Below are 26,793 nucleotides of genomic sequence, written 5' to 3' on the forward strand. Positions count from 1 at the left end.
CATGGCTGAACTCGATCCAGAAACGCTGAAGCGCGAGATGACCGCTTGGCGGCGCGACCTGCACGCGCACCCCGAATTCGGCTTCGAGGAGAAGCGCACCGCCGCCTTCGTCGCGGCCAAGCTGCGCGAATTCGGCCTCGACGATGTCGCCGAGGGTGTCGGCGGTACCGGCGTCGTCGGCACCCTGAAGCGCGGCTGCGGCAACCGCGCCATTGCGCTGCGGGCCGACATGGATGCGCTGCGTATATCGGAGCAATCGAGCGCAACCTATCGCTCCGGCAATGCCGGCGTCATGCACGCCTGCGGCCACGACGGCCACACCGCCATGCTGCTGGGCGCGGCAAAGCTGCTGGCCAGCGAGGGCGGTTTTGACGGCACCGTACGCTTCATCTTCCAGCCGGCCGAGGAATGGGGCAGGGGCGCGCAGGCTATGCTCGACGATGGCCTGATGCAGCGCTTCCCCTTCGACGAGATCTTTGGCCTGCACAACATGCCCGGCCTGCCCATCGGCCATTTCGAGACCCGTGCCGGCCCGGTCATGTCGGCGGAAGACAATTTCGAGATCGTGCTCAAGGGGTTAGGCGGCCATGCGGCGCGGCCGCATTCGGGCAACGAAACGCTGGTCGCCGCCTGCGCGCTGGTCATCAATCTGCAGACCATCGTCTCGCGCCGCCTGAGCCCGGCCGACATAGCCGCGGTGTCGGTGACCGAACTGATCACTGACGGCACCCGCAATGCACTGCCCGGTCTTGCCCGCATCCTCGGCGACGCGCGCAGTTTCCGTCCCGAGGTCAGCGCGCAGATCGAACGCCAGATGCGGATCATCGCCGAGGGCACCGCTGCCGCCTACAGCGTGACCGCCGAGGTCAATTACACCAGGGATTCGTGCCTTTGCGCAACGATGCCGAACTGGTCGAGGCGGCCTTCGCCGCCGCCAAGAGCGTTTTCGAATCCGGCAATGTCGCGGTTGCCCGCGAGCCGATGACGGCGTCGGAGGATTTTGCCCGCTTCCTCGATCACGTGCCGGGCTGCTTTGTCTTCCTCGGCAATGGCGAGGCCTCGGCGCCGCTGCACAATTCCAGCTATGACTTCAACGATGATGGACTGGTCTTCGGCGCCAGTTTCCATGCCGCGATCGCCAGGCAACGGCTCGGAACTTGACCGGCGACGAACCCTCTTTGGCACGCTTTGCCGGTGGAAAACGCGCGGAAAAGGCCGAAATACCCGATCCCGCATGACGTTGGGGCAAGACTCAGCTAACCTGCATGGTGCGGCGGACCTGATTTATCCGCTTGGCCGGCGCCTTCTCCTCCCAAGCGGCGCCGGCCTTCTTCCCTTGGCGGCTGCTCTTCTAATTAGTACTTAGAATGTTCGCACTTGCCGGAAGTTAGGGTCGTTCCAGCATGGAAGCCGTCGGTCTTTTTGGGTGTTGCGGGAAGACGGATGCGCGCGCGGAGCTGGATAAAGGCGTGGCGTCAGGACGAGGCGCGGCAAATCGTGCGCGCATCGCCGAAGTCGCCTGTGCCCCCTGCGGTCACGACAGGATTGCTGGCGACATAGGCGCCTTGTTCGGCGCCCGGAGCCTTTGACGGCGGCAGTTTGTTGTCGCAGGCCGAAACGGCCAAGGCCACCAGAACGAGGCCCAATCCTAGCTTTTTCATGGCTGCCGCCTCCAATCTCGCAACGAGCCGCAATCTCAAAACGAGGTAATTTCGGTTTGGTTGCGACCTTCGCGTGATGGAACTAAAAGCCATGCCTTCGGTTGGTGTCCTTTAGAGGAGACCGCAGTATGATCCGTTTGTTTCTGACAGGCGCCTTTGCCTTCCTCGCCTACCGCCTCGCGCGCAAGATGATTGATGACGTGCCAGGCGACGTCGATCCGCTGCTACTGCCTGCGTCAAGAAGTGACCGCGACGCTCTGCGCCGCCAATCGGCGGCTATGGATGTCGATCCCCGGCGCTAATTCGTCGTGCCGCTTCGGTGTTGCGAACAAAGCGGAAACGATGCTTGATGGGCGATGAACCTCGCCGCCCATGATTCGACCTTTGTGGAATCGACTGCCCAGCCCGGCTATCTCGCGCGTCTGAATGACGCGCAGCGCCAGGCCGTCGAGCATGGCGACGGCAAGATCGCAGGGCCGCTGCTTGTGATTGCCGGCGCCGGATCGGGCAAAACCAACACGCTGGCGCATCGCGTCGCCCATCTCATCGTCAAGGGCGCCGACCCGCGCCGTATCCTGCTGATGACCTTTTCGCGCCGCGCCGCGTCCGAAATGGCCAAGCGCGTCGAGCGCATTGCCGGCGAGGTGCTCGGACGTGACGCCGCTGTCATCACCGATGCGCTGACCTGGGCCGGTACCTTTCATGGCATCGGCGCCCGGCTGTTGCGCGACTATGCGCTGGAGATTGGCCTCGACCCGGCCTTCACCATCCATGACCGCGAGGATTCCGCCGACCTGATGAATCTCGTGCGCCACGAACTCGGCTTCTCCAAAACGGAGGCGCGCTTCCCGACCAAGGGCACCTGCCTTGCCATCTATTCGCGCGCCGTCAACGCGCAGGCGCCGCTCGGCGAGGTGCTGGGCTCTGCCTTTCCCTGGTGCGCCGGCTGGGCCGATCAGCTCAAGCAGCTGTTCGCCGGCTATGTCGAAGCCAAGCAGGCGCAGAACGTGCTCGATTACGACGATCTGCTGCTCTACTGGGCGCAGATGGCGGCCGAGCCGGAAATCGCGGCGCATCTGGGCGGGCGTTTCGACCATGTCCTGGTCGACGAATATCAGGACACCAACCGGCTGCAGGCTTCGATCCTGATGGCGCTGAAACCCGACGGCGCCGGGCTGACAGTGGTCGGCGACGATGCGCAGTCGATCTATTCGTTCCGTGCCGCCGAAGTGCGCAACATCCTCGATTTTCCCAAACAGTTCGCGCAGGCCGCCGACGTGGTGATGCTGGAGCGCAATTACCGCTCGACCGAGACCATTCTGGCGGCCGCCAATGCGGTGATCGGCGAAGCGTCGGAGCGCTTCACCAAGAACCTCTGGTCGGAGCGCAAATCATCAGACAAGCCAAGGCTGGTGAGCGTCCGCGATGAGGTCGAGCAGGCGAACTTCGTCTGCGACACGATCCTCGCCGAGCGTGAGGCCGGCACGGCGTTGAAATCGCAGGCGGTGCTGTTTCGCGCCTCGCATCACAGCGGACCGCTGGAGATCGAGCTGACGCGACGCAACATTCCCTTCGTTAAGTTCGGCGGGCTGAAATTCCTCGATGCCGCCCATGTCAAGGACGTGCTGGCGGTGTTGCGCTTTGCCGAAAACCCGCGCGACCGCGTCGCCGGTTTCCGCGTCCTGCAGCTGATGCCGGGGATCGGCCCTTCGGCCGCCGCGCAGATCGTCGAGACGATGACATCGGCACTGGACGAGGCCATGGGCCTCGCGGGCTGGCGCCCGCCGCAACGCGCGGCGGACGATTGGCCGGCCTTTGTATCGCTCTATTCTGGCCTGCGGGCCGGCGCCAAATGGCCGGCCGATCTCGAACAGGTCAGGCTCTGGTACGAGCCGCATCTGGAGCGTATCCATGAGGATGTCATCACGCGCCGCGCGGACCTCTTGCAGCTCGAGCAGATCGGCTCGGGCTACGCCTCGCGCGAACGCTTCCTGACCGAGCTTACGCTCGATCCGCCGGATGCGACCAGCGACCAGGCCGGACCGCCGCATCGCGACGAGGACTATCTGATCCTCTCGACCATCCACTCGGCCAAGGGCCAGGAGTGGAAGAACGTCTTCGTGCTCAACACCGTCGATGGCTGCATCCCTGCCGATCTCGGCGTCGGCACCAAGGAGGATATCGAGGAGGAGCGCAGGCTGCTCTATGTGGCAATGACGCGGGCCAAGGACAACCTGAACCTGGTCATGCCGCAGCGTTTCTTTCCGCACGGCCAGGCGGCGCGCGGCGACCGACACCTCTACGCCTCGCGCACCCGCTTCATCCCCGCCTCGATCCTCGCCGCGTTCCAGCAGGTGTCGTGGCCGGGCGCGCAAGCGGCTGAGGGCAGGGCGCCCCGGCCGGACGTGCGCGTCGACATCGGCGCACGTATGCGCGGCATGTGGAAATAGCTGAAATCATGGCGCAACCGCCGATCAGGATCGCCATCGCCGGGGCGCAGGGCCGTATGGGGCGGCAGATGGCCGAGGCCGTGCAGGCCGATCAGCGGCTGGCGCTCGCCGCCCGCTTCCATCGCCCGGGTAGTGTCGGCGACGGGCTGGTGAGCCGCGACGAGGCGCTTGCCATGGCCGATGTGGTGATCGATTTCACCACGCCGTCCGCTTCCGCCGATCTGGCGATGGTTTGCGCGAACCGGGGCGGTCCCGCTTTGGTGATCGGTTCGACCGGTTTCGATGCCGCCGAACTGGCTGATATAGCCGACGCCGCGAAAACGATCCCCATCGTCCGCTCCGGCAGTTTTTCGCTTGGGCTCAACATGTTGGTCGGATTGGTCGAGCAGGCAGCGAGGGCGCTCGCCCCCGAAGATTGGGACGCCGAGATTTTCGAGGCGCATCATCGCCACAAGATCGATGCGCCTTCGGGCACCGCGCTGATGCTGGGACAGGCCGTCGCCGGTGGACGCGGCGTCGAACTGGACGCGGTCGCAAGGCGCGTCCGCGACGGCGTCACCGGCGCGCGGCCGGCCGGCGAGATCGGTTTTGCGGTGGTTCGCGGCGGCAGCATCGTCGGCGAACACAGCGTCAGCTTTTGCGCCGAAGGCGAGCTCGTTACCTTGTCGCACGCGGCCGGCGACCGCGTCATGTTCGCCCGTGGCGCCATCGCCGCCGCCCTGTGGGTGTCGCGACGCTCGCCCGGCGAATACGATATGCGCGACGTGCTGGGATTTGACCGCTGAACTTGGCACGGCGTGCATTTTCAGGGCAACGCGACTGCCCGCCGGCTGCGGCTTACTGAACCGTAAGCTTTGCCGTCATTTTCGGCTTCACCCTGAAAGCTGGATGAAAGGTTGGTGCCATAACTCTTGTCCGGCGCCCCCATATTGTCGCGCAAAAGCGATGGGAGAGAGAGGGGCGCGGGAAACGAACAAAGGGAAGAGGCCATGTCGCTCGCGCGAATTCTGCTCGATTCAGCCGCCACAACCGCACTCGTCGCCACCATGGCCTTGTCCGCGCCGTCCGTACACGCCGCCGACAAAATTTCCATCATGGTCGGCGGCTACGAGAAGCAGATTTACCTGCCAGCCAAACTGACCGAAGCACTCGGTTACTTCAAGGACGAGGGTCTCGACGTCGAGTTGCTGAATGAGCCGGCCGGGGTCGACGCCGAAAACGAGATGCTTGCCGGTGCCGTCCAAGGGGTCGTCGGCTTTTATGATCACTGCATCGATCTGCAGGCCAAGGGCAAATTCGTCGAATCCATCGTCCAGTTCAGCCAGGCGCCGGGAGAGGTCGAGCTCGTTTCGACCAAACATCCCGAGATCAAATCACCCGCCGACTTCAAGGGCATGAGCCTGGGCGTGACCGGTCTAGGCTCATCGACGAATTTTCTTACGGAATATCTTGCCGTCAAGAACGGTTTGAAGCTCGGCGAATTCACCTCGGTTCCGGTCGGCGCCGGCAACACCTTCATTGCCGCCATGCAGCAGGACAAGATCCAGGCAGGCATGACGACCGAGCCGACGATCACGCGGCTGCTGAAGACTGGTGAGGCTAAAGTCCTTATCGACATGCGTACGATAGAAGGCACCAAGGCCGCTCTCGGCGGCACCTACCCGGCCGCCTCCCTCTATATGCAGACAGACTGGGTCGAAGCGCATAAGGACGTCGTGCAGAAGCTGGCCAACGCTTTCGTCAAGACACAGAAGTTCATCAATTCGCACAGCGGCGCCGAGATCGCCGAAAAGATGCCGAAGGACTATTATGTCGGCGACAAGGAAGGCTACGTGAAGGCCCTCGATGCCGGCAAGGCGATGTTCACCCCCGATGGGATTATGCCTGAAGGTGGACCTGAGACAGTGCTGACTGTTCTTTCAACCTTCAAAAAGGAACTGCAGGGCAAGCAGATCGACCTTGCCAAGACCTACACATCGGAATTCGTCAAGAACGCCAAGTAGCAGACAGTACCGGCGCGATGAACGACATCGCGCCGGTACCCGCCAGTTTTTCACGTCCGGCGGCCTTGGGGCCGACGGCGGGCGCCTGCTCTTATCCAGGAGTTCCACCATGGCTATTGAAAAAAATGCACCGGCGATCGAGCTGATCAACGTCAGTCGGCGTTTCCTTTCACCCACCGGCAAATCGCTGACGGCACTGCGCGACTTCACCATGACCGTCGAGCGCGGCGAATTCGTCGCCGTTGTCGGCCCGACCGGCTGCGGAAAATCCACCACCCTCAATCTCGTCACAGGGCTGGCAAGCCCAAGTGCTGGCGAGGTTCGTGTCATGGGCGCGCCGGTCAAGGGGATAGACCCGCGCATCGGCTTTGTTTTCCAAAGCGATGCCCTGTTTCCGTGGCGAACCGTGATCGACAACGTAATGGCTGGCCCGCTCTTTCGCGGCAAGGCGAAGTCCGAAGCCACGGCTGCGGCGCGAGACTGGCTGGCGCGCGTCGGCCTGTCACGATTCGAGCAGCATTATCCGCACCAGCTTTCGGGCGGTATGCGCAAGCGTGTGGCGCTGGCGCAGACTTTCATAAACGGTCCCGAGATACTGCTCATGGACGAGCCGTTTTCGGCGCTTGACGTGCAGACCCGCGTGCTGATGCACGAGGAACTGCTGCGTCTGTGGTCGCAAGCAAAGGCTTCCGTGGTCTTCGTAACCCATGACCTGGAAGAGGCGATTGCCTTGGCCGACAAGGTCTATGTCCTGACCGCCGGGCCAGCCACCGTGAAGTCGGTCTATACGATCGACCTGCCGCGCCCGCGCGTCGTCGCCGACATCCGTTACGAACAAAGCTTCATCGATTACTCGCGCACCATCTGGGCTGACCTCAAGGAAGAGGTCGAGACCAGCTATGCACGCGCGGCAGCCTGAGGAGGAACGCCATGACAGATGCCGCCATCGACATCAGGGCAGGGGCATTCAAGCCTGGCACATCCGACGCGGAAATCGAAGCGGCCGCCGCGAAGGCGGCAACGCATCGCCGCCGCACCGTGATGTTCTGGCGGGTTGCCATTCTCGTTGCCTTTCTCGCCCTGTGGGAGATCGCGGCGCGCCTGGCGTGGATCGATCCGTTCTTCTACGCGATGCCGAGCGCGATCGCGCAGCGGCTCTATGAATGGACGACGGAAGGGACGTCCGAGGGGCCGCTCTGGTATCATCTCTATGTTACCATGGAGGAGTCGGTCATTGGCTTTGTGACCGGTTCGGTAGCCGGCATCATCATCGGCGTCGCGCTCGGTCGCAATCGGATGGCCGCCGACATTTTCTCCATCTACATCAAGGTGATCAATTCCATCCCACGCGTGGTTCTGGCACCGATCTTCATCATGATCCTCGGCCTTGGCCTCGCCTCGAAAGTGGCGCTTGCCTTCGTGATGGTATTTTTCGTCGTCTTCCACAATGCATTCCAGGGCGTGCGGGAAGCCGACAGGGCAATGATCGCCAATGCCCGCATCCTTGGCGCGTCCAACTGGCAGTTGACGCGCTCCGTGATCGTTCCTTCGGCGATGAGCTGGATCTTCGCCAGCCTGCATGTCAGCTTCGGCTTTGCCATCATCGGTGCGATCGTCGGCGAGTTCGTCGGCTCGCGCTATGGCATCGGCCTGCTGATCAACATTGCCAAGGGATCCTTCGATGCCGCCGGCATGTATGCCGCCATCGTCATCGTCATGGTGGTGGCGCTCGGCGCCGAATATCTGATGACCATGGTCGAGGATCGCCTGGCGAAATGGCGCCCCCAGCCGCTGCATGAGACGCAGTGAGCGGCGACATGGGCTAGCTGCTTGCCAGCGGCAACCTCACGTCGACCACCAGACCGCCGGCCGCGCCATCCCGCAGGGTGACGCGGCCGCCGGCGTTTTCGACGACCTCGCGCACGATAGCGAGCCCCAGCCCGCTGCCCTCCTCGGTCGAGCCGGCGATGCGGTAGAAGCGCTCGAACACGTGATCCCGCTCATCCACCGGAATGCCGGGCCCGTCGTCGGTGACCGTCAGCACGGCTTCGCCGTCGACGGCCGCCAGCCTCACGGTGACGCTGCCGCCTGACGAGGAGTAGCGCAGCGCATTGTCGACGAGGTTGACGATCATCTCGCGCAGCATGGTGCCGTCACTGATGACCGGCACCGGGCCGGCCTCCTCGAGGCCGAGATCGACGTTGCGGCTGACGGCGATCGGCGCATGGGTTTCCAGAACCTGGCGAGCCGCTTCGGTCAGGTCGACACGGTCGGCACGCGGCCGTCGGCTGCCCGGCTCGGCTCTCGACAAGGTCAGCAGCTGTTCGGCAAGCCGTGCCAGGCGGCCGGAACTCGCCTGCAAGGCCACCAGCGCCTCGTGGCGGGCATCGGGGAGGGTTTCTCGCAGCGCGTAGCTCGCCTGCGTCGACAGCAGCGCCAGCGGCGTGCGCAACTGGTGCGCGGCATTGGCGACGAAGCGCCGTTGCGACGCCATCTGCCCCCGCACGCGTGCCATATAGGCGTTGAGCGCATCGATTAGCGGGCGGATTTCACTCTGCGCGCCCTGCACCTCCACCGGGTCGAGGTCGCTGCGGTTCGGCGAACGCACCGCGTCGCGCAGCCTGATGAGCGGCGCCAGGCCCCGATGCAGGCCAAGGAGCACGAAGAGGCCTGCGATCGCCACCAGCGCCAACTGCTGGGCAAAGGCGCCGATCCAGAGACGCCGCACCATCGCGTCATGTCCGGCAAGGGTGACGCCGACGGTAACCGATATCGGCGAATCCTCACCGGCGCCGACCACGCCCTGGCTGAAGGTGAGCAGCCGCAGCCGGTGGTCGCGATAGGTTGCCTCGGTGCTGGACGGCGTCAATGCCTCCGGCAGATTGGGATAGCCGGTGAGCAGCCGCCCTCTGGCAGTCTTGACATGGTAGTAGACGCTGTCGCGGTCGCCCGTATCGAACATCTCGATCGCTGCCGGCGGTATCGTGGCATCGAGCACGCCGTCGGTCATGGCGACCTGCTCGGCGATGGTCCGCGCCGAGCCGAGCAGCATTCGGTCGGTGACCAGGTTGGCGGTGGCCAGCGCGCTGCCGTGGCTGGTCCATAGATTGATGGTGGCAAGTCCGGCGAGCGGCAGCACCACCCATGCCAACAATTGCAGGCGGAGGCTATTGATCTTCATGGCGCAAGAGATAGCCGAGGCCACGCAAGGTGGCGATCTGGACCCGTGAGCCTTCGAGCTTCTTGCGCACGCGATGCACATAGATCTCGATGGCGCTGGGGTCGGCATCGGTCTCGAAATCGTATATCGCCGCCGAAAGTGCCGCCTTGCTCACCGTGCGTCCGGCCTTCACCATCAATTGCTCCAGCACCGCATGTTCGCGAGGTGTGAGCGCCAGTGGTTCACCGGCGAGCGAAAACAGCCTTGTGTTGGTGTCGAAGACGAGATCGCCGCAGGCAACGACAGGCGCGGTGCGGTCATTGGCGCGTCGCAGTTGCGCCCGGATGCGGGCCTCGAGCTCCTCGATCTGGAATGGCTTGGCCAGATAGTCGTCGGCGCCTTCATTGAGGCCCTTGACCCTGCCGTCGAGGCTGGCATTGGCGGTCAGCACGATCACCGGCACCCGGTTGCCGCGCGCCCGCAGCGTGCGCAGCACTTCCATCCCGCTCATTCTCGGCAGCGCCAGGTCGAGGATGACAAGCGCGTGGTCGCCCGCCGCCAGTGCGTGCTCGACATCCTCGCCGTCATGGACGATGTCGACCACGTAGTTCGCCTGGCGCAAGGTCTTGCCCAACCAGTCGGCCAGTTCGCGATTGTCCTCAACAAGCAGCAGTCGCATGTCTATTGCAGCCCGGATCCATCTTCCAGCGGAACACCTGAGGCTTGATGGCCGCGGCGCCCCTGATTTCTCCTGAATGAGCGACAGTATCGCGCTCAACGCAAGACAAATACGGTCTTGGCGAGGGGTAACCGCGGGCCCTTGCAGGTCTCGATCAACCTATTTTCTTGCCTTAATCGAACCGAACGGTTCGGTTCTGATTGACAGATTGTACCGCAAACAGTGAACGATGGCCTCCAAAAGCGCTTCGGTTTTGTTGGAGACGATGAGCCTAATATGCTGAAATTGTTGCGTAAATCCAGATGAAATTTCCGCACTGCAATATGCATTGTCTATAATATAAGAAAATTCTGCAAAGCCGGCGCGACTGGTAATCCCAAAAGGCATTGCCTACTTCGGGGTGGTCCGAGCGACGCGAAATTCCTCCCAAGGGCACGCCACTAGACGGACAGGACAGATAAATACTGGAGTAAAGAAAATGACCAAGATCGCTCTCACCGCCGCCGCCATCCTCGTTGCCACGGGCACCGCTTTCGCCGGCAGCGACAACTTCGACCGGGACCACGCCAATCAGTCCGCCGTCGCCGTCGACCATTCGGTCACCGCTTCGATCTCGAAGTCGACCGTAGCGGCCCAGGCTCAGGCTCCGCAGGGCGCCGACCGCAACCTCTTCGGCCGCTAATCGCGACTGCCGACATCAACCCAATTTGAATTCAGGAGTACTTAAAATGACCAAGATCGCTCTTACCGCCGCCGCCATCCTCGTTGCCACCGGCACGGCTTTCGCCGGCAGCGACAACTTCGACCGGGACAACGCCAATCAGTCCGCTGTTGCTGTCGACCAGTCGACCACCGCTTCGATCTCGAAGTCGACCGTAGCGGCTCAGGCTCAGCCTCAGGCTCCGCAGGGCGCCGATCGCAACCTCTTCGGCCGCTAAATCGCGACTGTCGATATCAACCGAAACTTGAATTCAGGAGTACTTAAAATGACCAAGATCGCTCTCACCGCCGCCGCCATCCTCGTCGCCACGGGCACTGCTTTTGCCGGCAGCGACAATTATGGCTCCAGCAATTATGGATCCAACAACGTCAACCAGCCGGTTGCAAACCAGTCGTCCTCCAACATCGACACCACGTATACCGGTTCGATCGTGAAGTCCTTGAAGGCACAGGGCGACGCCAATGCCAATGTGCCGGCTCAGTCGGGCCAGGGCATCTGGGGCCGTTAATTCCTTTAATCCCCGGAAGACGACAAAGAGCGGTGGGCCTGGCCCGCCGCTCTTGTTTTTTATGCATGCGGTTGCGCCGATCGGAAATCGAACCGATCGGTTCAAGTTATGTTGACGAACCGTGAGCGGACGGTCGACGCCGGCTCGGTGAATTGCCACAATGTGCAATGCTGGTTTCCAATAACCATATGATATTTATCAAATAATTTTTTGACACTTGATCCCATGGCCAAAATTCAAGGTCTGGATTCGGCGTGTGATGGAACATCTTCGTGATTGGAAGTCGGCAAACGAAAAACCCACTTCCAGCCTGTCCGAGCGACGCGAAATTCCTCCCAAGGGCACGCCACTAGACGGACAGGACAGATAAATACTGGAGTACGAAAATGACCAAGATCGCACTTACCGCTGCTGCCATCCTCATTGCCACGGGCAGCGCCTTTGCCGGTAGCGACCATTATGGCTCGGACAACGTCAACCAGCCGGCCATCACGGCGCCCGCTGGCAACATTGACCGCAGCCACACGGCTTCGATCCGCAAGCCGGTCGAGCATCACGGCTTCAAGCTGACGCCCGATTCGGTCCAGCCGGAATCCGGCCAGGGCATCTGGGGCAACTAAGCCAACGCTCAAGCAGGCCTCGACGACAAAGAGCGGTGGGTTTGACCCGCCGCTCTTGCTTTTTGCGTAGCAGGCCAGGCACGGGCCGGCGTCGGTTCGAGCAGCCAGGTCTTCGCACCCGACATAAAAAGCGCCACCTCCAGGAATAAAACCGGATGGCCTCGGGTCTCATCTCCAGCGGAACCGTCCTCCCAAGACGCCGCCCAACGGATGAGACAGGAGATTGAAATGAACAAGATTGCTATCGCTATATCCGCCATCCTCCTTGCGACCGGCGGCGCCTTTGCCGGCAGTGACCATTATGGCTCCGACAATGCCAACCAGCCGGTTGCCTCGATTGCCGGCGTGGATCATGCCGCCACCAGCGCGGTCAAGGACACGGATGCGGCCGGGCGCAAGGTCGCCGATACCAGGATGAAGACCACCACCGACTGGCCAGAACCCGGCCAGGTATCTGGGGCAACTGAGGTTTTTGGGCGCCGCGGGCTTGCCCGCCGCATGCCCGGCAGGACTCTCAGCTCAGATCCTTCGGGCGCAGGCAATGCGTCAGTCGTGCCACCGAAAGGCCAGACCAGTCGCCGTCGAAGACAAAACGCGCAATGGCTGCCGTGGGGAATTTTTCCTCGAGCCTCTTGTGGGCTCTGGCCTCCGAGCCTGATCCGGCAAGCTGTTTCGCCAGATCCTCCAGGCCCGGATTGTGGCCAACCACCGCCACGCAGCCGCTTGATGGGTCGACTTTGCGAATCTGGCTCAGAATATCCGCCGCCGATGCCTCGTAGAGCGCTTCGGCAAACACGACCCGGGGATGGGCCGGCAGTTCCGCGGCGACCAGCCGCCAGGTATCACGGGTGCGCAGCGCCGACGACACCAGCACCTGATCCGGCAGCCAGTCGCGCGCAGCAAGCTCCAGCCCCATCAATTTGGCCGCCTTCAGTCCGCGTTGTGCCAGCGGCCGGTCGAAATCATCGAGAGCAGGGTCGTCCCAGCTCGACTTGGCGTGACGTAGGAGAAGAAGCTCTTTCATCAATTGGAGTCCGACCAAGGAATGTCGGCATGAAAGTCCTTGCCATATCCACCGCCGTGCCTCGTGCCGGCTTCGGTATCGAAAGCCGCTGCCAACTGGCCGTGGATGAATAGGCCGACACGCCGTTCACCGTTGTCCCATTTAACGACGATGTCGGTTTCGGCGATAGACCAGGCTCCGGATCGAATGCGTATTATGCCGATGATTGGCCCGATGGTTTTGCTCTGCATTTCACAGAGGTAAAAATAAGCAGCGGCGTTTTGTGGGTCTCCCGCCTCGTCATATTCGAAAACGCCGGCCAGGTCGCCTTTCGTCCGGATCGCGCTGTCGAAAACGTCCATTGGCCCCGGCTCAGGGCGTGATCCGCGCCAGATGCTCCAGATCGGCTTCCTCACGCAACGGATCGGGCGCCATCACCACCGAGGTGTCGTTGTCGGCATCGTCGGCAAAGTGGGCGAGCACCGCGCGCCCGGCCTCCATACGCGCCTTGCCTTCGGCGACCAGCCCGAGCGCCAGCGGATAAAGCCGGTGCTCGGCCTTCAGGACCCGGGCAGCCAGCGTATCGGCATTGTCGCCGACCATCACCGGCACGGCGGCCTGGGCGATGATCGGCCCGTCATCCATCTCCGACGTGACGAAATGCACGGTGCAGCCATGGATGCGCAGGCCCGCGGCCAGCGCGCGCGCATGGGTGTCGAGGCCCTTGAATGCCGGCAGCAGGGCAGGGTGGATGTTGATCATCCGGCCCTGCCATTTCTGGACGAAGCCGGAGGAGAGGATGCGCATGTAGCCGGCCAGCGCGACGATCTCGGCATTGAAGGCGGCGAGTGCGGCGTCGATCGCCGCGTCATGCGCCTGCTTGCTGCCATGGTCGGCGCGGGCAATGACCTGCGTGGCGATGCCGCGCGCCCTGGCTATGCCGAGGCCTGGGGCATCGGCCTTGTCGGAAATCACGCCGACGATCTCGGCGGGGAAGGCCGGGTCGCTGGCCGCGGCGATCAGCGCGGTCATGTTGGAACCGCGCCCCGAGATCAGAACGACCGTGCGTTTCCTGCTCATAGGCCGATCGAGCCCCGATAGATGACTCCGGCGTCGCGGCGCGGCACGATGCGGCCGATCGGCGTCACCGTCTCGCCGGCTTCCTGCAGCACGGCGGCGACCTGCGCTGCCTGGCCGGAAGCGACCGCAAGGATCATGCCGATGCCGCAATTGAAGGTGCGCATCATCTCTTCCGGCGCCACGCCACCGGTCTTGGCCAGCCACGAGAACACCGCCGGCACGTCGATGGCTTCCAGGTCCAGCTCGGCTGAAAAATCCTTGGGCAGCACGCGCGGAATGTTTTCCGGGAAACCGCCGCCGGTGATGTGCGCCAGCGCCTTGATGCCATGCGTGTTGCGAATGGCCTTGAGGATGGATTTGACGTAGATGCGGGTCGGTTCGAGCAGCGCCTCGGCCAGCGTCGCCTCGTCGTTGAATGGCGCCGGATCGCTCCACGCCAGGCCGCTGGCGGCGACGATGCGGCGCACCAGCGAAAAACCGTTCGAATGCAGGCCTGAGGAAGCGAGGCCCAAAAGCACGTCACCTTCGACGATATCGTCGGTGGGCAAAAGCTGGCCACGTTCGGCCGCGCCCACGGCAAAGCCGGCGAGGTCATAGTCCTTGCCGTGATACATGCCGGGCATTTCCGCCGTCTCGCCGCCGATCAGCGCGCAACCAGCCTGCCGGCAGCCTTCGGCGATGCCGCCGACGATCGCCGCGCCCTGGTCAGGATCGAGCTTGCCGGTGGCGAAATAGTCGAGGAAGAACAGCGGTTCGGCGCCCTGCACGACGATGTCGTTGACGCACATCGCGACGAGGTCGATACCGATCGTGTCATGTTTGCCGGCATCGATGGCGATCTTGAGCTTGGTGCCGACGCCATCATTGGCGGCAACCAGCACCGGATCGGTGAAGCCGGCCGCCTTGAGGTCGAACAGGCCGCCGAAACCGCCGATCTCGCCATCCGCACCTGGCCGGCGCGTGGAACGCACCAGCGGCTTGATCTTCTCGACCATGAGATTGCCGGCATCGATATCGACGCCGGCCTCGGCATAGGTGAGCCCGTTCCTGCGCTTGCTCGTCTTGGGCTGGTCCGTTTTGGGCTGGCCCGTTTTGCGCTGGCTTGTGTCGCGCTTGCTCATCGCAATTTTCCTGCTCGTTTGCGGGCTCTTCGCATGAACGGTTTCGGTCCGCAAGGATAACGGCCGAACCGGGCGGTATTTGGCCTGACAAAAGCGTGGATAGCCCGGCATGGCCCTGGTGATCGCACCTGGAGCCGGCTGTCCCTTGTCGCGGCTCTCCATCTCCTTCATCTATCCCGAAACGGCACACGGCGGGACAATGAGTTGACCATCCCCAATCTGATCACCATCCTGCGCCTTCTCCTGGTTCCTGCCGTGGTGCTGGCCATGCTGCAGGCCCGTTGGGACTGGGCCTTTGCCGGCTTCGTCATCGCGGGCGTCTCGGATGGTGTCGACGGCTTCATCGCCCGCCGTTTCAACCAGCAGTCAAGGCTCGGCGCCTATCTCGATCCGATGGCCGACAAGCTGCTTCTGGTTTCGGTATTCGTCGTCATGGGCTTCATCGGGCAGTTGCCGCTGTGGCTGGTGATCACCATGGTGTCGCGCGATGCGCTGATCGTCTGCGCGGTCCTGTTGTCCACCGTGATGGCGCATCCGGTCGAGATAAAGCCGTTTCTGGTGTCGAAGGCCAATACCGCCATCCAGATCGTGCTGGCGGCGGTCGTGCTGGGCGAGCTTGCCTTTGCCCTGCACCTAGACCCGCTGCGGCCAGCCCTCATATTGCTGTCCGGGGTCTTGACCGTGGCTTCGGCCGCAGCCTATCTCGTGGCTTGGCTGAGGCATATGAGCGGCTATGGCGAAGGCTCCAATCCAGACATCTGAGAAAGAAGCGGCGGTGATCGAGGCTGCGGCTGCCGATCTTGCCGCGGCCTCCGCGTTCCGCCGGCAGATCTCCTTCTGGGTGGCTGGCGTCGCCGGACTTGCGCTGTTCCTCTATATATTCAGCAACATCCTGCTGCCCTTCGTCGCCGGCATGGTGCTTGCCTATTTCCTCGATCCGGTCGCCGACCGGCTGCAGCGGCTCGGCCTGTCGCGCTTCATGGCGACCGTGGTCATCCTCATCACTTTCCTCATCGTGCTGGTGCTGGCCTTCGTCGTGCTTGTTCCGGTTCTGGCAACGCAAATGTCCGAATTCGCCGGCAAGCTGCCGGAGTACCTGACCCGGTTGCAGAGCTTGCTCACCTCCTTTGATCCGAAATGGCTGGAACAGAAATTCGGCGTCAACGCCAATGGCTTGCGCGATGGGCTGAATTCGCTGCTGACCTCGGGTTTCGGCCTGATCACAACGGTGTTCACCTCGCTCTGGAGTTCCGGCATGGCGCTGGTCTCGGTGATCAGCCTGTTCGTGGTGACGCCGGTGGTCGCCTTCTACATGCTGCTCGACTGGGACCGCATGGTGGCGGTCATCGACAGCTGGGTGCCGCGCGACAATGTCGCGACGGTACGCGCCATAGCGCGCGACATCAACACCGCGACCGCCGGCTTCGTGCGCGGCCAGGGCACGCTCTGCCTGGTGCTGGGGGCAATGTATGCTACCGGCCTGACGCTGACCGGGCTGAACTTCGCCATCCTGATCGGCCTGTTCGCCGGGCTGATCTCCTTCATTCCCTATGTCGGCTCGCTGACAGGGCTGGTGCTGGCGGTCGGCGTCGCTTTCGTCCAGTTCTGGCCGGACTGGACGATGATCGTCGCGGTCGCCGTGGTCTTCTTCATCGGCCAGTTCATCGAGGGCAACATATTGCAGCCCAGGCTGGTCGGCAAAAGCGTCGGCCTGCATCCGGTATGGCTGATGTTCGCGCTGTTTGCCTTCGGCGCGTTGTTCGGCTTTGTCGGTCTGCTGATTGCCGTGCCGGCTTCCGCCGCCGTCGCCGTCCTGGTGCGCTTTGCCATCGCCCGCTATCTCGAATCGCCGCTCTACAAGGGCCACGCGACAGTGCCCGCGCCGCCGCTGCCGGCCGATCGCGGCGGCGGCCACCGCACCCAACCGCGTCGCTCGAAGTGACCGCCCAGCGAACCGATCCGCCGCGCCAGCTGCCGCTCGATCTCGGCCACGGCACCGGCTATTCACGCGACGAGCTTGTCGTCTCCGGCACCAACAACCAGGCGGCGGCACTGGTCGACCGCTGGCCGGACTGGCCTTCGCCGGTGGTGGTGCTGGCAGGCCCCGCCGGTTCCGGCAAGACGCATCTGGCCGCCATCTGGCGTGCGCGCGCCAACGCGGTTGCCGTCGACGCCCGGCGGATCGGCGACAGCATCGCCGGTCTCGGCGCCCGGCCGGCGCTGATCGACGATGTCGACGCCGGCGTGGTCGACGAACAAGGCCTGTTCCACCTGATCAATGCGGTGCGCGGCGCCGGCTCGACGCTGCTGTTGACCGCGCGGCGTTTTCCCTCGGCCTGGGGTGTTTCGCTGCCCGATCTGGCCTCGCGGCTGAAGGCGGCGGCAACGGTCGAAATCCACGAGCCCGACGACCTGCTGCTCGCCGGCGTCATCACCAAGCTGTTCGCCGACCGCCAGGTCGAGGTCGAACCGCATGTCGTGCAATATCTGGTGCGGCGCATCGAGCGTTCGCTGGCGACAGCCATGCGCGTGGTGGAGCGGCTGGACCGCACAGCACTCGAGCGCAAGATGCCGATCACCCGGGCGCTCGCCGCCGAAACGGTCAGCGCCATGGACGAGGGGCAGGGCGCGTTCGAGATTTAGGGTCGGCCGCCAAAGGGTGTGTGCCATTTCGGGAAACAGGACTGGCATCCATCTTGCTGCACCAGCTTGCCGGCTGACCCCGGTCCTGATTGCGTTCCAAATCAGGTTGTAGGCTCGCCGGGAATGAGTTTGGGGTTCTCGCCCGGCGAGCTTACCTTCAGGTGCATCGAGCGACCGCCCATACCGTGGACTTTCCCCTTCTGCCGGACTCTTGCCGTCTGCTCTATGTCGGAGGCGATTTTTCCAAGACCGACATCGAAGCATTGCTTTGAACGTCGCGCGCCGGGAGATGTCTTTGGCCAATCTCAGAGCCACATTCTGACGAAATGCCGGACCAGCAGATAGACGGCCGAATGAGCGGCGACATAGCAGGCCGCGATCAGCACAAAAATCCCGATGCTCATAGGCCAGGAGCGGGAGGCGATGGTGCCCGGGGCCAGCCTGGCCTGTCTGCGGCTCCCGCGATTGTTCCACGCCGCCAGCGCCGCACAAGCGATCGCCCACGCAGCCATGAAGGGAACCGTCACGCCCGCATAGGCAAAGTAAGCTGGCCCGAACAACGACACCCACGCATCGATCCCAAGCATCGGCCATCCCCCTTTTGCGGGAGTGTAAGCCGGCCATGGTGACGGATGCGAGCTTGAAATGGCGAAACGTGGACGAGCATCACGCTGTGCAAACGCAAGCTGTGAGCAGAGGGCTGGGCGGCGCGCCGACCGAAGAAATGTTCCGCGATCTGGTCAGCGGAGATGCGATTGCACGAAGTCGATGAAGGCGCGCACCTTGGCCGGCGGCAAATGGCGCGACGGGTAGAGCGCGTAGAGTGGGAAGCTTTCGCCGTGCCAATCCGGCAGAACCTCGACCAGCGTGCCTTGCCGGATGAGGTGCTGCACGCCAATCGCCTTGATCCTGGCGATGCCGACGCCGTCGAGGCAGGCGCCAAGCATGGTGCCGAACTCGGTGACCATCAGGCGGCCCGTCGTCCTCACATCGACCACCTCGTCGCCGCGCCGAAACCGCCATTCTTCGATCGGCTGGCCAGTCAGCGAATCGCGGACCTGGATACAGGCGTGATCGACGAGGTCGGCGGGAACGGTGGGAGTGCCATGTGCCCTGAGATAGGTGGGTGCGGCAACCGTCACCGTGCGGGTCTCGACCAGCTTTTTCACCACCAGCGACGACACGGGCGGTGTCCCAAAGCGTATGGCGATGTCGAACCCTTCGGCGACCACATCCCCCAGCTGATCCCTCGCGACAAGCTCGAGCGACAGATCCGGATAGAGCGACAGGAACTCGCTGATATGCGGCGTGAACAGCTGGCGCGAAAAGAAAGCGTCGACATTGACGCGCAGCCGGCCGCGCACCGCGACCGACGTGCCCGAGGTGACGGTCACCGCGTCTTCTATGCCGTTCAGCAACGGCGCCACCTCGGCGTAGAGCCGGCGGCCCTCGTCGGTCAGCGACACGGCGCGCGTCGTCCGGTCGAGCAGCCGCACGCCGACGCGGGCCTCCAGGCGAGAGACCGCGCGGCTGACGCCGGAGCGTGACAGGCCGAGCGCATCGGCGGCCCGGGCAAAGCTGCCGCCTTCGGCAATCGCGGCCAGCACGCCGACATTGGAGATGACACGCCCGTCGAACGCCATTGGCTCATCCGTTGATTTAAGATCAACAATGATATGATTTAATAGCACTCACGGCAACAGTCAGTGTCGAGCTAAAGATCCGCCATTCCGCGCCGCAGAGGCGCGAACCCACAAATGGAGACGGATCATGTATGCAATCACCGGCATTACCGGCAAAGTCGGCGGCGCGATGGCGCGCGCACTGCTCGCCGCTGGCCAGCCCGTTCGCGCCGTCGTGCGCGATGCCACGAAAGGCCGGCAATGGGCGGCACTCGGCTGCGAAGTCGCGATCGCCGCCATGGAGGATCCGGGGGCGCTGACGCAAGCTTTCGAGGGTGCGACGGCGGTGTTCATCCTGCCGCCGCCGGTGTTTGATCCGGAGCCCTTCTATCCCGAAGCGCAGGCGGTCATCGACAGCGTCGTGACGGCGTTGAAGGCCGCGAAGCCGGCCAGGGTCGTCTGCCTGTCGACCGTCGGCGCCGATGCGGTCCAGGACAATCTGCTGTCGCAGCACACGATGATGGAGACCGCACTGAGCGCGCTCCAACTGACACTTACCTTCCTGCGGCCCGCCTGGTTCCTCGACAATGCCGCCTGGGACGTTTCGTCCGCGCGCGAGACTGGTCTCATCCATAGCTTCCTCGCGCCGACGAACAGGGCGCTGCCGATGGTGGCCGCCGAGGATGTCGGGCGAGTGGCGGCGGCGCTCATCCAGCAGGACTGGAGCGGCACGCGTATCGTCGAGCTGGAGGGGCCGGAGCGTGTATCGCCCGATGACCTTGCCGCCGCTTTCACCACAGTGCTGGGCAAACCGGTGCGCGCCGTGCCGGTGACGCGCGAGACGTGGGAGGCGCTTTTCCGTTCGCAAGGCATGCGAAATCCGCAACCCCGCATGCGCATGCTGGACGGCATCAACGAGGGCTGGATCGCATTCGCCGACGAAGCGCGGACGATCAAGGGCACGATATCTGCGGCGGCCGTGGTTCAGGCTCTCGTGGCGGGCGAGGGCGCCTAGATCAAATGGGATACGAGGGGGATGGTCGGAGTGGAGAGATTCGAACTCCCGACCCTCTGGTCCCAAACCAGATGCGCTACCAGCCTGCGCTACACTCCGAACGGTCTGTTGCCTATTCATTTCGGTGTTACATGGCAAGTGCAAAAACCTTGCCGCCATGCGCATTGCGCAGTAATGACGGGCGAAGGGGTGGCGATGCTGCCTTGCACAACCATGAGGTGGCCATGTCCGCGCGCATTTTCAGCCCAGCCAAAACCGCGATGCAGTCCGGCAAGGCCAAGACCGGCCACTGGGTGCTGGAATTCGACCCCGAGATGCGCAAGAAGATCGATCCCTTGATGGGCTATACGACGTCGGGAGACATGAGAAGCCAGATCAGGCTCACCTTCGACACGCGCGAAGAGGCCGTGGCCTACGCCGAAAAGGAAGGGCTTGCCTTCCGTGTCGAGGAGCCCAAAGAGACCAAGCGCCGCCAGATTTCCTATGCGGAGAATTTCCGCTATGACCGCAGGACGCCCTGGACGCATTGAACGGCGCCAGCGCCACATATCCAGCCGGCCCCTTTGGCCGGCCAGCGGTCCCGTAGCTCAGCTGGATAGAGCACCGGCCTTCTAAGCCGATGGTCACAGGTTCGAATCCTGTCGGGATCGCCATTAAATCATTGATTTTACGAGGTTATTCCCGTCCTGTTGAAGGCGTGTCTGCTTACCTTCTGCCGCGTCGGCATGGTGCCGGTCCGCGCCGCAAGAAATGACCGGCGGGAACCTGATGCCCGCCGGCGCGTTGCCTCGCATGCTCAAGAAGATCGCCTTCGCCGCCGTGCTGTTTCAGGTTGCCGTTTTCTCGGCGCTGATAACGCAGACGGTTCTATTCGCGTCCACGGCGACTCAAGCGGCGGACGTCCAGCCCAGCGAATCCGTTGCGGTTACTGACAAGGAATGCGCCGCCGCGACGTGGCCGAACATTCCGGACCGGTGCCTGGAGCGGGTTGAGGCGCGCAATTCTATCACGACACTGGTGCTGCCGGCCGGGCAATAGAGCAACGCTGCGTGGGGCCATCAGGAATTATTTCGTGATCCGCGGAGGTTGGAACCTTAGCCCCCATCAGGCGTTCGGGGCCTTGTATTCGCGGAGCCTCATAAAAGGCAATGTGCGGGCCAGCGAACGGGCGGGGCAAAACAAGCGCGGGTTGGGGGAGGAGAAAACGAGGCCATGTCGAAACGTGAAATTGGAACGTCCCCTGCCTTGGTGCGGCGTATCGCTGAACTCAAGGCCAGAATGCAGGATGCCGAAATTTCCGATCATGAGATGAAGACCTTCCACAAGGTCGCTGCCATCATGGGGGCGGGCGACGGGTCCCTACGACTGGATGCCGACGACCTGATCGCGGCATCCTTCGTTGTCGAAGCAAGTGGGCCGGCACCGAACCGTTGACGTTGTGAATTCCCCGCATCGTGCGAAATTTAGTCAGCGGGCTTGCGTTCACCGCCGGAGCACGGCTGTCCATTGGGCGAGCATGCTCCGGCTCCCAGATCTCGAATTGAAGGGAAAGTCTTATCATTTTGTTTGCGTTGGCACGTCATAGTAGGGACGGCTAACGGAGAAAATGGGATGAAGCTTGACCTGTCGCCGACCAGCTGGGGCAGGGTGATCGCTGTCACCGCCGCCGGCACGGCATTCTTCATTGCCGTGGCGTTTTTTGTCGATTCGTTCAATTTTCCCTATCTGTCGCCGCAAGCGCTGTGGCACGCGCAGCTGACGGACCTGCTGCTGCCTCTGGGGCTGGGCGGGTCGTTCCTGTTTTTCCTGATGTGGAAGATCCGCCAGCTGGCGATCGCCCAACGCGACCTCAGCGTCATCGCCGCGACCGACAGCCTGACGGCGGTGCTGAACCGCGGCGCCTTCTCGATGCTGGTCGAGGCGTATCTCGATCAGACCCGCAAGCAGGAGGACACCCGCTCAGGCGCCTTGCTGATTATCGACGCCGACCACTTCAAGTCGATCAACGACCGCCTTGGCCATGACTGCGGCGACCAGGCGCTCAGGCTGATCGCCCAGGCGATCAAGGGACAACTGCGCGGCAGCGATATCGTCGGCCGCATCGGCGGTGAGGAGTTTGGCGTGTTTCTCCCCGGTGTCGACCCCTCGCAATCCTGGCTGGTTGCCGAAGGCATCCGCCGGCGGATTCGCGAAATGGATTTTTCGCCGGGCGGCCGCGCCTGTCCGCTTTCCGTCAGCATCGGCGGCACCAGCTTCAGTGGCCCGACGACTTACGAGGCGATATTCTCCGCCGCCGACAGACGGCTCTATGCCGCCAAGTCGAATGGACGCGATCAGGTCAGCTTCGACCCGGCGGAAGCCGCCCTGGTGTCCCAGTCCAGCGCCGCCACGGTACATTGACCTCAGCCTCGCAAGCGCGTGAAGGCCGCCGCTTCCTTGACGCCTTCTTGTCGGTGTGCTTCCTCCGGGCAAGGTGATGTATTGGGCATCGCCAGAGACATTTCTGCTTTCTTGATCTCCTCGGTCTTCCGGGCCGCCGGTGCAGCCGTGACCTGTTTCGGTGCCGGCGAACGAGTGGCGGGACGGCCCGGGGCCAGGCAAGCGCGGCGATCATGATCCATCTGTTCAACGGTTTTCAGAACCCGTTTGGCGGCAGCGAGCGCGAAACCCTGGACCTGTACCGGCTGCTGGGTGCCGACCAGCAGGTTCGTCTTTGGGCAACCTCTTCGCGCGTGTCGGGCGAACTGATGCGGCAATTTCCGATTCACCGCGTCTCGCCGGCTAGGCGCGAGGTGCCGGACGGCGGCACCTATGTCTTCCTCGGCGCGCATTGGCGCAACAAGATCTGGCCTTACCTGATCCCGCGGCCACGCCGGCTGATCTATGTCTTCAACACCTTTCACCCGAAGATCATCGCGCTGACGACCGGCATGCCGCGCCTACTGGGCTGGCCCGACGCCGAACTGGTGCTGATCTCGGAATTCCAGAAGCGCCTGCTGCAGGTCGAAGGCGTCGTGCATCCGTCGCCGATCGATATCGGGCGTTTCACCCCACGGCCTGCAAGGCCGGATCGGCCGTTCACGGTGGGGCGGCTCAGCCGCGACACGGCGGACAAGCATCATGCCGACGATGTGGCACTCTACGAGACGTTGCTGGCCGATGGCGTTGCGGTGCGGATCCAGGGCGGCATGCCGCTCAAGGACAGGCTCGCGCCGCATCCGCAACTCGAGCTTCTGCCGCAAGGCCAGTTTGTCGCGGAAGAATTCCTGCCGACGCTCGACGTCTTCTACTATCGCACCGGCTCGCATGTGGAGACCTTCGGCCGCGTGGTGTTCGAGGCAATGGCCTGCGGTTTGCCCGTGGTCTGCCATTCGCATGGCGGCTATGCCGACCATATCAACCATGGCGAAAACGGGTTTCTCTTCGAGACGACGCAGCAGGCGGCGCAAATCCTGGCCGAGCTCAAGGCCGATCCGGCGCTGCGGACTGACGTGGGCCACAGAGCGCGGCAGACCGTCGAGCGGCTTTTTTCGCCGCAGGCATTGCAACAGCGGCTGGATTTCTATCGGCGTTAGCGATACCGGGCAGGAACCACGGTTTGCCCACTCCGTTTGTCATCAATCTCGACATCGCCAGACCCGACATGCAAAAGAATGAACCGGCGGACCGCATCGGCGCCACCAGATCGCGCGGGGCTTCCTACCGATGACATTGACGGGCGCTGCGGCATTGCTGATCCTGGTTCTGACCTATGCCGGCGTCGCCATCGGCCGCATCCCCGGCCTGCGTCTCGACCGGGCGGGCATCGCACTGCTTGGCGGCGCAGCGATGATCGCCATTGGCGCGATCAGCATGGAAGATGCCTACCGTGCCATCAATTTCGACACGATCACGCTTCTGCTCGGCATGATGATCGTGGTGGCGCATCTGAAGGTCTCCGGCGCCTTTCGCGGCCTGGGCGCCATCGCCATCGAACATGCGCACGCGCCCTTCATGCTCCTGGTGATGGTGACGCTGCTCACCGGCGTGCTCTCGGCCTTCCTGGTCAACGATGCCATCTGCCTGGTCATGGCGCCGATCGTCGTCCACGTTACCCGCGTCATCAACCGCAATCCGATCCCCTATCTGATCGCCACCGCCACCGCGTCGAACTGCGGCAGCGTCGCCACCATCACCGGCAATCCCCAGAACATGGTCATCGGCGCGCTGTCGGGCATTTCCTATCCCGCTTTTTCGGCGGCGCTGGCGCCGGTCGCGCTGTTCGGCCTCGTCGCGGTCATCGTCATCGTGCGCCTCGTCTATCGCGCCGAATTCACCCGCACCGCCGAATTGACGCCGCATGTCTCGCGCGGCCGCATGCATCGCGGGCAGGTGCTGAAGGCCGTGATCGTCTGCATCGGGCTGGCCATCGCCTTCTTCGCCGGTGTTCCCGTTGCCAAGGCGGCATTGATCGGCGGCGCCATTCTGCTGCTCACCCGCGCCATCAAGCCGGACCGCATCTACCGTGAGATCGACGGCCCGCTGCTGTTCATGTTCGCCGGCCTGTTCGTGGTGGTCGCCGGCGCCGAAAGGACGTTGTTGACGCCCGATCTCATTGCCTCCGCCAAGAATCTCGGCCTGGACGACGTCTGGCGCCTTTCCGGCTTCACCGCGGTGCTCTCCAACATCATGAGCAATGTGCCGGCGGTGCTGGCGCTGCGCCCGTTCATACCCGGGTTGGAAAATCCCGAACGGGCCTGGCTGGTGGTGGCGATGAGCTCCACGCTCGCCGGCAATTTCACGCTTCTCGGCTCGGTCGCCAACCTGATCGTCGCCGAACAGTCCAAGGCTGCCGGCACACCCTTGTCGTTCGGTGCCTTCTTCAAGGTCGGCCTGCCGCTGACGCTTATGACACTCGTCGCCGGCACGGCATGGCTGGCCTTCGGGTTCTAGCGGGGAGTGGCAAAGCGGTGACGACTAAGAATCAAGTCGAAAGCGGCGATCTGATCCGCCGTGCGGTGGCTGCTTTCAATTCCGGCAATCACGGCCAGGCAATGCAGCTGTGCGAGTTAGGCCTGAAGCAACACCCGGACGATCCGGCGCTTTGCCATCTTCTGGCGGCGGTCCTGTTCGCCAGGGCGGATTTGCCGGGGGCTCGCAAGCGCATCGAGACGAGTCTGGCCGCTCGTGCGGATAATGTGCCCGCCTTGATTCTCGCATGCAGGATTGCCCGCGCCGACGGCCGGTTCGAAGCAGCGTTGCAACAGCTGGATCGCGCGGCAAAGCTGTCATCGCAGGTGGAAATACTGATCGAGCGGGCACGTACCCTCGATCAGGCGGGCAATGCTTTGGCCGCGGGCGAATGGTGGACACTTGTCTTGCAACGGGATCCGAAATCCGGGGAGGCTGCGGCGCGCCTCGGACACCTGGCCTGGCAACGCGGTGCGTCTGTTGAGGCAGAAGGCTTCCTCGAACGCGCCGTCGCCGGCGGCGGGCATCCGGCTGCCTGGTTTGATCTCGGCTTGGTGCGTCAGGACATGCGCAAGTTCGCCGCCGCCGCCCAGGCCTATCGACGCGTGCTGGAGATGAGCCCGGACACCCCGGAGGCCGCCGTCAATCTGGGCGTTGTCCTGCAGGAAACTGGTGATCTCGATGGGGCGATGCTGGCGTATTCAACGGCCTATCGTCTGCGCCCATCCACGTTCGGCGTCATCGCTATGGCGCTTACATCGGCACCGAGTGGTCGGCTGTGGCTTGATGAGGAAGCACTACGTCGCTCACTCGCCAGCGGAGCGCCCCCGCCGGGCGCGAAACCGCTTGCGGTAGACCCCCGGCGTTGACAGGACGCTGGCGACCGTGCGTGCGTAAGACGCCTGCCGTTCTTCGTCGAACACCTCGTATTCCAACTGCTGCGCTGCCCGCGGAACCGCAAAGCACTGTGCGACCGGGGTTCCTTTCCCGAGTACGCCGGAGAACCCAGGTTCCGTCCAGACCGCCGGGAAATTGATGCCGCCATCGCTGAACCGGTCGGAATCCACCAGGCCGGTCACCAGCCTGAAAGGAAGATCCTCGCGATTGACCGGATGCGTCGCGAACAGCGACCAGCCGTCCTCGAGCTCGATGGTCCAGAAGCTGTTGAATTTGAGGGCGGCTTGGCCGGGCGTAGCAAACGGGCTGCCGGCGAGCTGCCCCGGCGTATGGAAGCTCAATGGCGCTCTGGGGTGGTTCTGCGTGACCGGTTCAGGAATTTGCCAGTCCCACGAAAAGGTGCCCTTGTCGACGACGACGTCGCACGGCAGCAGGACCATGAAGCCATAGGTCATCGCATCGACAACGGGTGGGCACTGCTTGAGCGTGCGAATGTCACGACCGTGGATCGCCGAATAAGCGGTGGCGGGCATGGCGCGCAGCCATTCCGGCAGAGCGCCGCGCGCCGGGATCGGACGCGGCAAATGCTCAATCAACATTGGATCACATCGAAAGATGATACGCATCACCGCCTCCTGGCATTGCGATACCATGCTTGCC

At 63.4% G+C, this 26,793-nt stretch carries 31 protein-coding genes, 2 tRNA genes and 2 pseudogenes; 24 read left to right on the top strand and 11 right to left on the bottom strand.

Features of this window, described 5'->3' with window-relative positions:
- Window position 1 precedes the first annotated feature (1 nt).
- Window positions 2-1,161 (top strand): annotated as a pseudogene (locus tag QQK95_RS08745) (M20 aminoacylase family protein).
- A 314-nt stretch (window positions 1,162-1,475) separates the two neighbouring features.
- On the opposite strand, the gene QQK95_RS08750 reads toward QQK95_RS08745, so the two are convergent.
- Window positions 1,476-1,661 (bottom strand): hypothetical protein, encoded by a 186-nt coding sequence (locus QQK95_RS08750; RefSeq protein WP_284271078.1) that lies wholly within the window; start codon window positions 1,659-1,661, stop codon window positions 1,476-1,478.
- A gap of 128 nt (window positions 1,662-1,789) precedes the next feature.
- Between QQK95_RS08750 and QQK95_RS08755 the strand changes: the two genes are divergently transcribed.
- The 6 genes from QQK95_RS08755 (at window position 1,790) to QQK95_RS08780 (ending at window position 7,923) form a co-directional block, all read left to right on the top strand.
- A complete protein-coding gene (locus QQK95_RS08755; RefSeq protein WP_284271080.1) occupies window positions 1,790-1,963 on the top strand; it encodes a hypothetical protein in 174 nt (57 codons plus the stop codon).
- A 54-nt stretch (window positions 1,964-2,017) separates the two neighbouring features.
- A complete protein-coding gene (locus QQK95_RS08760) occupies window positions 2,018-4,111 on the top strand; it encodes an ATP-dependent helicase (RefSeq protein ID WP_284271081.1) in 2,094 nt (697 codons plus the stop codon).
- 8 nt (window positions 4,112-4,119) lie between these two features.
- Window positions 4,120-4,896: a 4-hydroxy-tetrahydrodipicolinate reductase gene (gene dapB, locus QQK95_RS08765; protein ID WP_284271083.1), complete on the top strand. Its 777-nt coding sequence runs from the start codon at window positions 4,120-4,122 to the stop codon at window positions 4,894-4,896.
- Window positions 4,897-5,157: 261 nt separating this feature from the next.
- Window positions 5,158-6,114, top strand: a complete 957-nt coding sequence (locus QQK95_RS08770) for an ABC transporter substrate-binding protein (protein WP_407660611.1) — start codon at window positions 5,158-5,160, stop codon at window positions 6,112-6,114.
- 109 nt (window positions 6,115-6,223) lie between these two features.
- On the top strand, window positions 6,224-7,033 hold the full coding sequence (locus QQK95_RS08775) for an ABC transporter ATP-binding protein (protein WP_284271085.1): 810 nt from the start codon (window positions 6,224-6,226) through the stop codon (window positions 7,031-7,033).
- 11 nt (window positions 7,034-7,044) lie between these two features.
- The gene (locus QQK95_RS08780; protein WP_284271086.1) at window positions 7,045-7,923 is read left to right on the top strand and encodes an ABC transporter permease; all 879 of its coding nucleotides are present in this window, start codon (window positions 7,045-7,047) and stop codon (window positions 7,921-7,923) included.
- A 13-nt stretch (window positions 7,924-7,936) separates the two neighbouring features.
- On the opposite strand, the gene QQK95_RS08785 is transcribed toward QQK95_RS08780, so the two are convergent.
- Together QQK95_RS08785 and QQK95_RS08790 are read right to left on the bottom strand one after the other, a co-directional pair.
- Window positions 7,937-9,295 (bottom strand): sensor histidine kinase, encoded by a 1,359-nt coding sequence (locus QQK95_RS08785; protein ID WP_284271087.1) that lies wholly within the window; start codon window positions 9,293-9,295, stop codon window positions 7,937-7,939.
- On the bottom strand, window positions 9,282-9,953 hold the full coding sequence (locus QQK95_RS08790; RefSeq protein ID WP_284271088.1) for a response regulator: 672 nt from the start codon (window positions 9,951-9,953) through the stop codon (window positions 9,282-9,284). Before QQK95_RS08790 ends, QQK95_RS08785 begins: the two co-directional genes overlap by 14 nt.
- 478 nt (window positions 9,954-10,431) lie before the next feature.
- Here QQK95_RS08790 and QQK95_RS08795 point away from each other — a divergent pair, with 478 nt between their 5' ends.
- From QQK95_RS08795 to QQK95_RS33465, 5 genes and pseudogenes are all read left to right on the top strand, one after another.
- Window positions 10,432-10,635: a DUF680 domain-containing protein gene (locus QQK95_RS08795; RefSeq protein ID WP_199650029.1), complete on the top strand. Its 204-nt coding sequence runs from the start codon at window positions 10,432-10,434 to the stop codon at window positions 10,633-10,635.
- A gap of 46 nt (window positions 10,636-10,681) precedes the next feature.
- Window positions 10,682-10,891, top strand: a complete 210-nt coding sequence (locus QQK95_RS08800) for a DUF680 domain-containing protein (protein ID WP_284271090.1) — start codon at window positions 10,682-10,684, stop codon at window positions 10,889-10,891.
- A gap of 48 nt (window positions 10,892-10,939) precedes the next feature.
- Entirely contained in the window at window positions 10,940-11,182 is a 243-nt protein-coding gene (locus tag QQK95_RS08805) for a DUF680 domain-containing protein (protein WP_284271091.1), read from the top strand.
- Window positions 11,183-11,568: 386 nt separating this feature from the next.
- Window positions 11,569-11,802: a DUF680 domain-containing protein gene (locus QQK95_RS08810; protein ID WP_284271093.1), complete on the top strand. Its 234-nt coding sequence runs from the start codon at window positions 11,569-11,571 to the stop codon at window positions 11,800-11,802.
- A gap of 228 nt (window positions 11,803-12,030) precedes the next feature.
- Window positions 12,031-12,183, top strand: a pseudogene (locus QQK95_RS33465) (DUF680 domain-containing protein); the annotation flags it as partial.
- A 133-nt stretch (window positions 12,184-12,316) separates the two neighbouring features.
- Here the strand turns inward: QQK95_RS33465 and QQK95_RS08820 are convergent.
- The 4 genes from QQK95_RS08820 to purM are packed head-to-tail and all read right to left on the bottom strand — an operon-like array spanning window position 12,317 to window position 15,006.
- The gene (locus QQK95_RS08820) at window positions 12,317-12,826 is read right to left on the bottom strand and encodes a SixA phosphatase family protein (RefSeq protein WP_284271094.1); all 510 of its coding nucleotides are present in this window, start codon (window positions 12,824-12,826) and stop codon (window positions 12,317-12,319) included.
- Window positions 12,826-13,167 (bottom strand): hypothetical protein, encoded by a 342-nt coding sequence (locus tag QQK95_RS08825; RefSeq protein ID WP_284271095.1) that lies wholly within the window; start codon window positions 13,165-13,167, stop codon window positions 12,826-12,828. The genes QQK95_RS08820 and QQK95_RS08825 overlap by 1 nt, the downstream gene beginning before the upstream one ends.
- A gap of 10 nt (window positions 13,168-13,177) precedes the next feature.
- On the bottom strand, window positions 13,178-13,885 hold the full coding sequence (purN, locus tag QQK95_RS08830) for a phosphoribosylglycinamide formyltransferase (protein ID WP_284271096.1): 708 nt from the start codon (window positions 13,883-13,885) through the stop codon (window positions 13,178-13,180).
- A complete protein-coding gene (purM, locus tag QQK95_RS08835) occupies window positions 13,882-15,006 on the bottom strand; it encodes a phosphoribosylformylglycinamidine cyclo-ligase (RefSeq protein WP_284271097.1) in 1,125 nt (374 codons plus the stop codon). Before purM ends, purN begins: the two co-directional genes overlap by 4 nt.
- A 204-nt stretch (window positions 15,007-15,210) precedes the next feature.
- Here purM and QQK95_RS08840 point away from each other — a divergent pair, with 204 nt between their 5' ends.
- Genes QQK95_RS08840 through hdaA form a run of 3 tightly spaced genes read left to right on the top strand, consistent with a single transcriptional unit; the run spans window position 15,211 to window position 17,649 of the window.
- Window positions 15,211-15,768, top strand: a complete 558-nt coding sequence (locus QQK95_RS08840) for a CDP-alcohol phosphatidyltransferase family protein (RefSeq protein ID WP_284271098.1) — start codon at window positions 15,211-15,213, stop codon at window positions 15,766-15,768.
- A complete protein-coding gene (locus QQK95_RS08845; RefSeq protein ID WP_284271099.1) occupies window positions 15,740-16,948 on the top strand; it encodes an AI-2E family transporter in 1,209 nt (402 codons plus the stop codon). Before QQK95_RS08840 ends, QQK95_RS08845 begins: the two co-directional genes overlap by 29 nt.
- The gene (gene hdaA / locus QQK95_RS08850) at window positions 16,945-17,649 is read left to right on the top strand and encodes a DnaA regulatory inactivator HdaA (RefSeq protein WP_284271100.1); all 705 of its coding nucleotides are present in this window, start codon (window positions 16,945-16,947) and stop codon (window positions 17,647-17,649) included. Before QQK95_RS08845 ends, hdaA begins: the two co-directional genes overlap by 4 nt.
- Before the next feature lie 305 nt (window positions 17,650-17,954).
- Here the strand turns inward: hdaA and QQK95_RS08855 are convergent, their stop codons facing one another.
- Both QQK95_RS08855 and QQK95_RS08860 read right to left on the bottom strand, forming a co-directional pair.
- Window positions 17,955-18,236 (bottom strand): hypothetical protein, encoded by a 282-nt coding sequence (locus tag QQK95_RS08855; protein ID WP_284271101.1) that lies wholly within the window; start codon window positions 18,234-18,236, stop codon window positions 17,955-17,957.
- A gap of 153 nt (window positions 18,237-18,389) precedes the next feature.
- On the bottom strand, window positions 18,390-19,292 hold the full coding sequence (locus QQK95_RS08860; protein WP_284271102.1) for a LysR family transcriptional regulator: 903 nt from the start codon (window positions 19,290-19,292) through the stop codon (window positions 18,390-18,392).
- A 127-nt stretch (window positions 19,293-19,419) separates the two neighbouring features.
- Here QQK95_RS08860 and QQK95_RS08865 point away from each other — a divergent pair, with 127 nt between their 5' ends.
- Window positions 19,420-20,286: an NAD(P)H-binding protein gene (locus tag QQK95_RS08865; protein WP_284271103.1), complete on the top strand. Its 867-nt coding sequence runs from the start codon at window positions 19,420-19,422 to the stop codon at window positions 20,284-20,286.
- A gap of 22 nt (window positions 20,287-20,308) precedes the next feature.
- Here QQK95_RS08865 and QQK95_RS08870 read toward each other — a convergent pair.
- Window positions 20,309-20,385 (bottom strand) — tRNA-Pro (locus QQK95_RS08870).
- Between the two features lie 125 nt (window positions 20,386-20,510).
- Here QQK95_RS08870 and QQK95_RS08875 point away from each other — a divergent pair.
- The 8 genes from QQK95_RS08875 to QQK95_RS08910 all read left to right on the top strand — a co-directional run bounded on the left by QQK95_RS08875 (window position 20,511) and on the right by QQK95_RS08910 (window position 26,105).
- Window positions 20,511-20,816, top strand: coding sequence for an ETC complex I subunit (locus tag QQK95_RS08875; RefSeq protein ID WP_015318428.1), 306 nt, complete (start codon window positions 20,511-20,513; stop codon window positions 20,814-20,816).
- Window positions 20,817-20,862: 46 nt separating this feature from the next.
- A tRNA-Arg gene (locus QQK95_RS08880) sits at window positions 20,863-20,939 on the top strand.
- Window positions 20,940-21,078: 139 nt separating this feature from the next.
- Window positions 21,079-21,324: a hypothetical protein gene (locus QQK95_RS08885; protein ID WP_284271104.1), complete on the top strand. Its 246-nt coding sequence runs from the start codon at window positions 21,079-21,081 to the stop codon at window positions 21,322-21,324.
- A gap of 174 nt (window positions 21,325-21,498) precedes the next feature.
- Window positions 21,499-21,720 carry a hypothetical protein gene (locus tag QQK95_RS08890; protein ID WP_284271105.1) on the top strand — a complete coding sequence of 74 codons (222 nt, stop codon included), beginning with the start codon at window positions 21,499-21,501 and terminating at the stop codon, window positions 21,718-21,720.
- 177 nt (window positions 21,721-21,897) lie between these two features.
- A complete protein-coding gene (locus QQK95_RS08895; protein ID WP_284271106.1) occupies window positions 21,898-22,686 on the top strand; it encodes a GGDEF domain-containing protein in 789 nt (262 codons plus the stop codon).
- 212 nt (window positions 22,687-22,898) lie between these two features.
- Entirely contained in the window at window positions 22,899-23,861 is a 963-nt protein-coding gene (locus QQK95_RS08900) for a glycosyltransferase family 4 protein (protein ID WP_284271107.1), read from the top strand.
- A gap of 130 nt (window positions 23,862-23,991) precedes the next feature.
- A complete protein-coding gene (locus QQK95_RS08905; RefSeq protein WP_284271108.1) occupies window positions 23,992-25,218 on the top strand; it encodes an anion transporter in 1,227 nt (408 codons plus the stop codon).
- 17 nt (window positions 25,219-25,235) lie between these two features.
- Window positions 25,236-26,105: a tetratricopeptide repeat protein gene (locus QQK95_RS08910; RefSeq protein ID WP_284271109.1), complete on the top strand. Its 870-nt coding sequence runs from the start codon at window positions 25,236-25,238 to the stop codon at window positions 26,103-26,105.
- Here the strand turns inward: QQK95_RS08910 and QQK95_RS08915 are convergent.
- Entirely contained in the window at window positions 26,043-26,759 is a 717-nt protein-coding gene (locus QQK95_RS08915; RefSeq protein WP_284271110.1) for a hypothetical protein, read from the bottom strand. The two genes, QQK95_RS08910 and QQK95_RS08915, sit on opposite strands and share 63 nt — an antisense overlap.
- Window positions 26,760-26,793 lie beyond the last annotated feature (34 nt).

The organism is Mesorhizobium huakuii, assembly GCF_030160235.1.
GTDB classification, from domain to species: domain Bacteria; phylum Pseudomonadota; class Alphaproteobacteria; order Rhizobiales; family Rhizobiaceae; genus Mesorhizobium; species Mesorhizobium huakuii.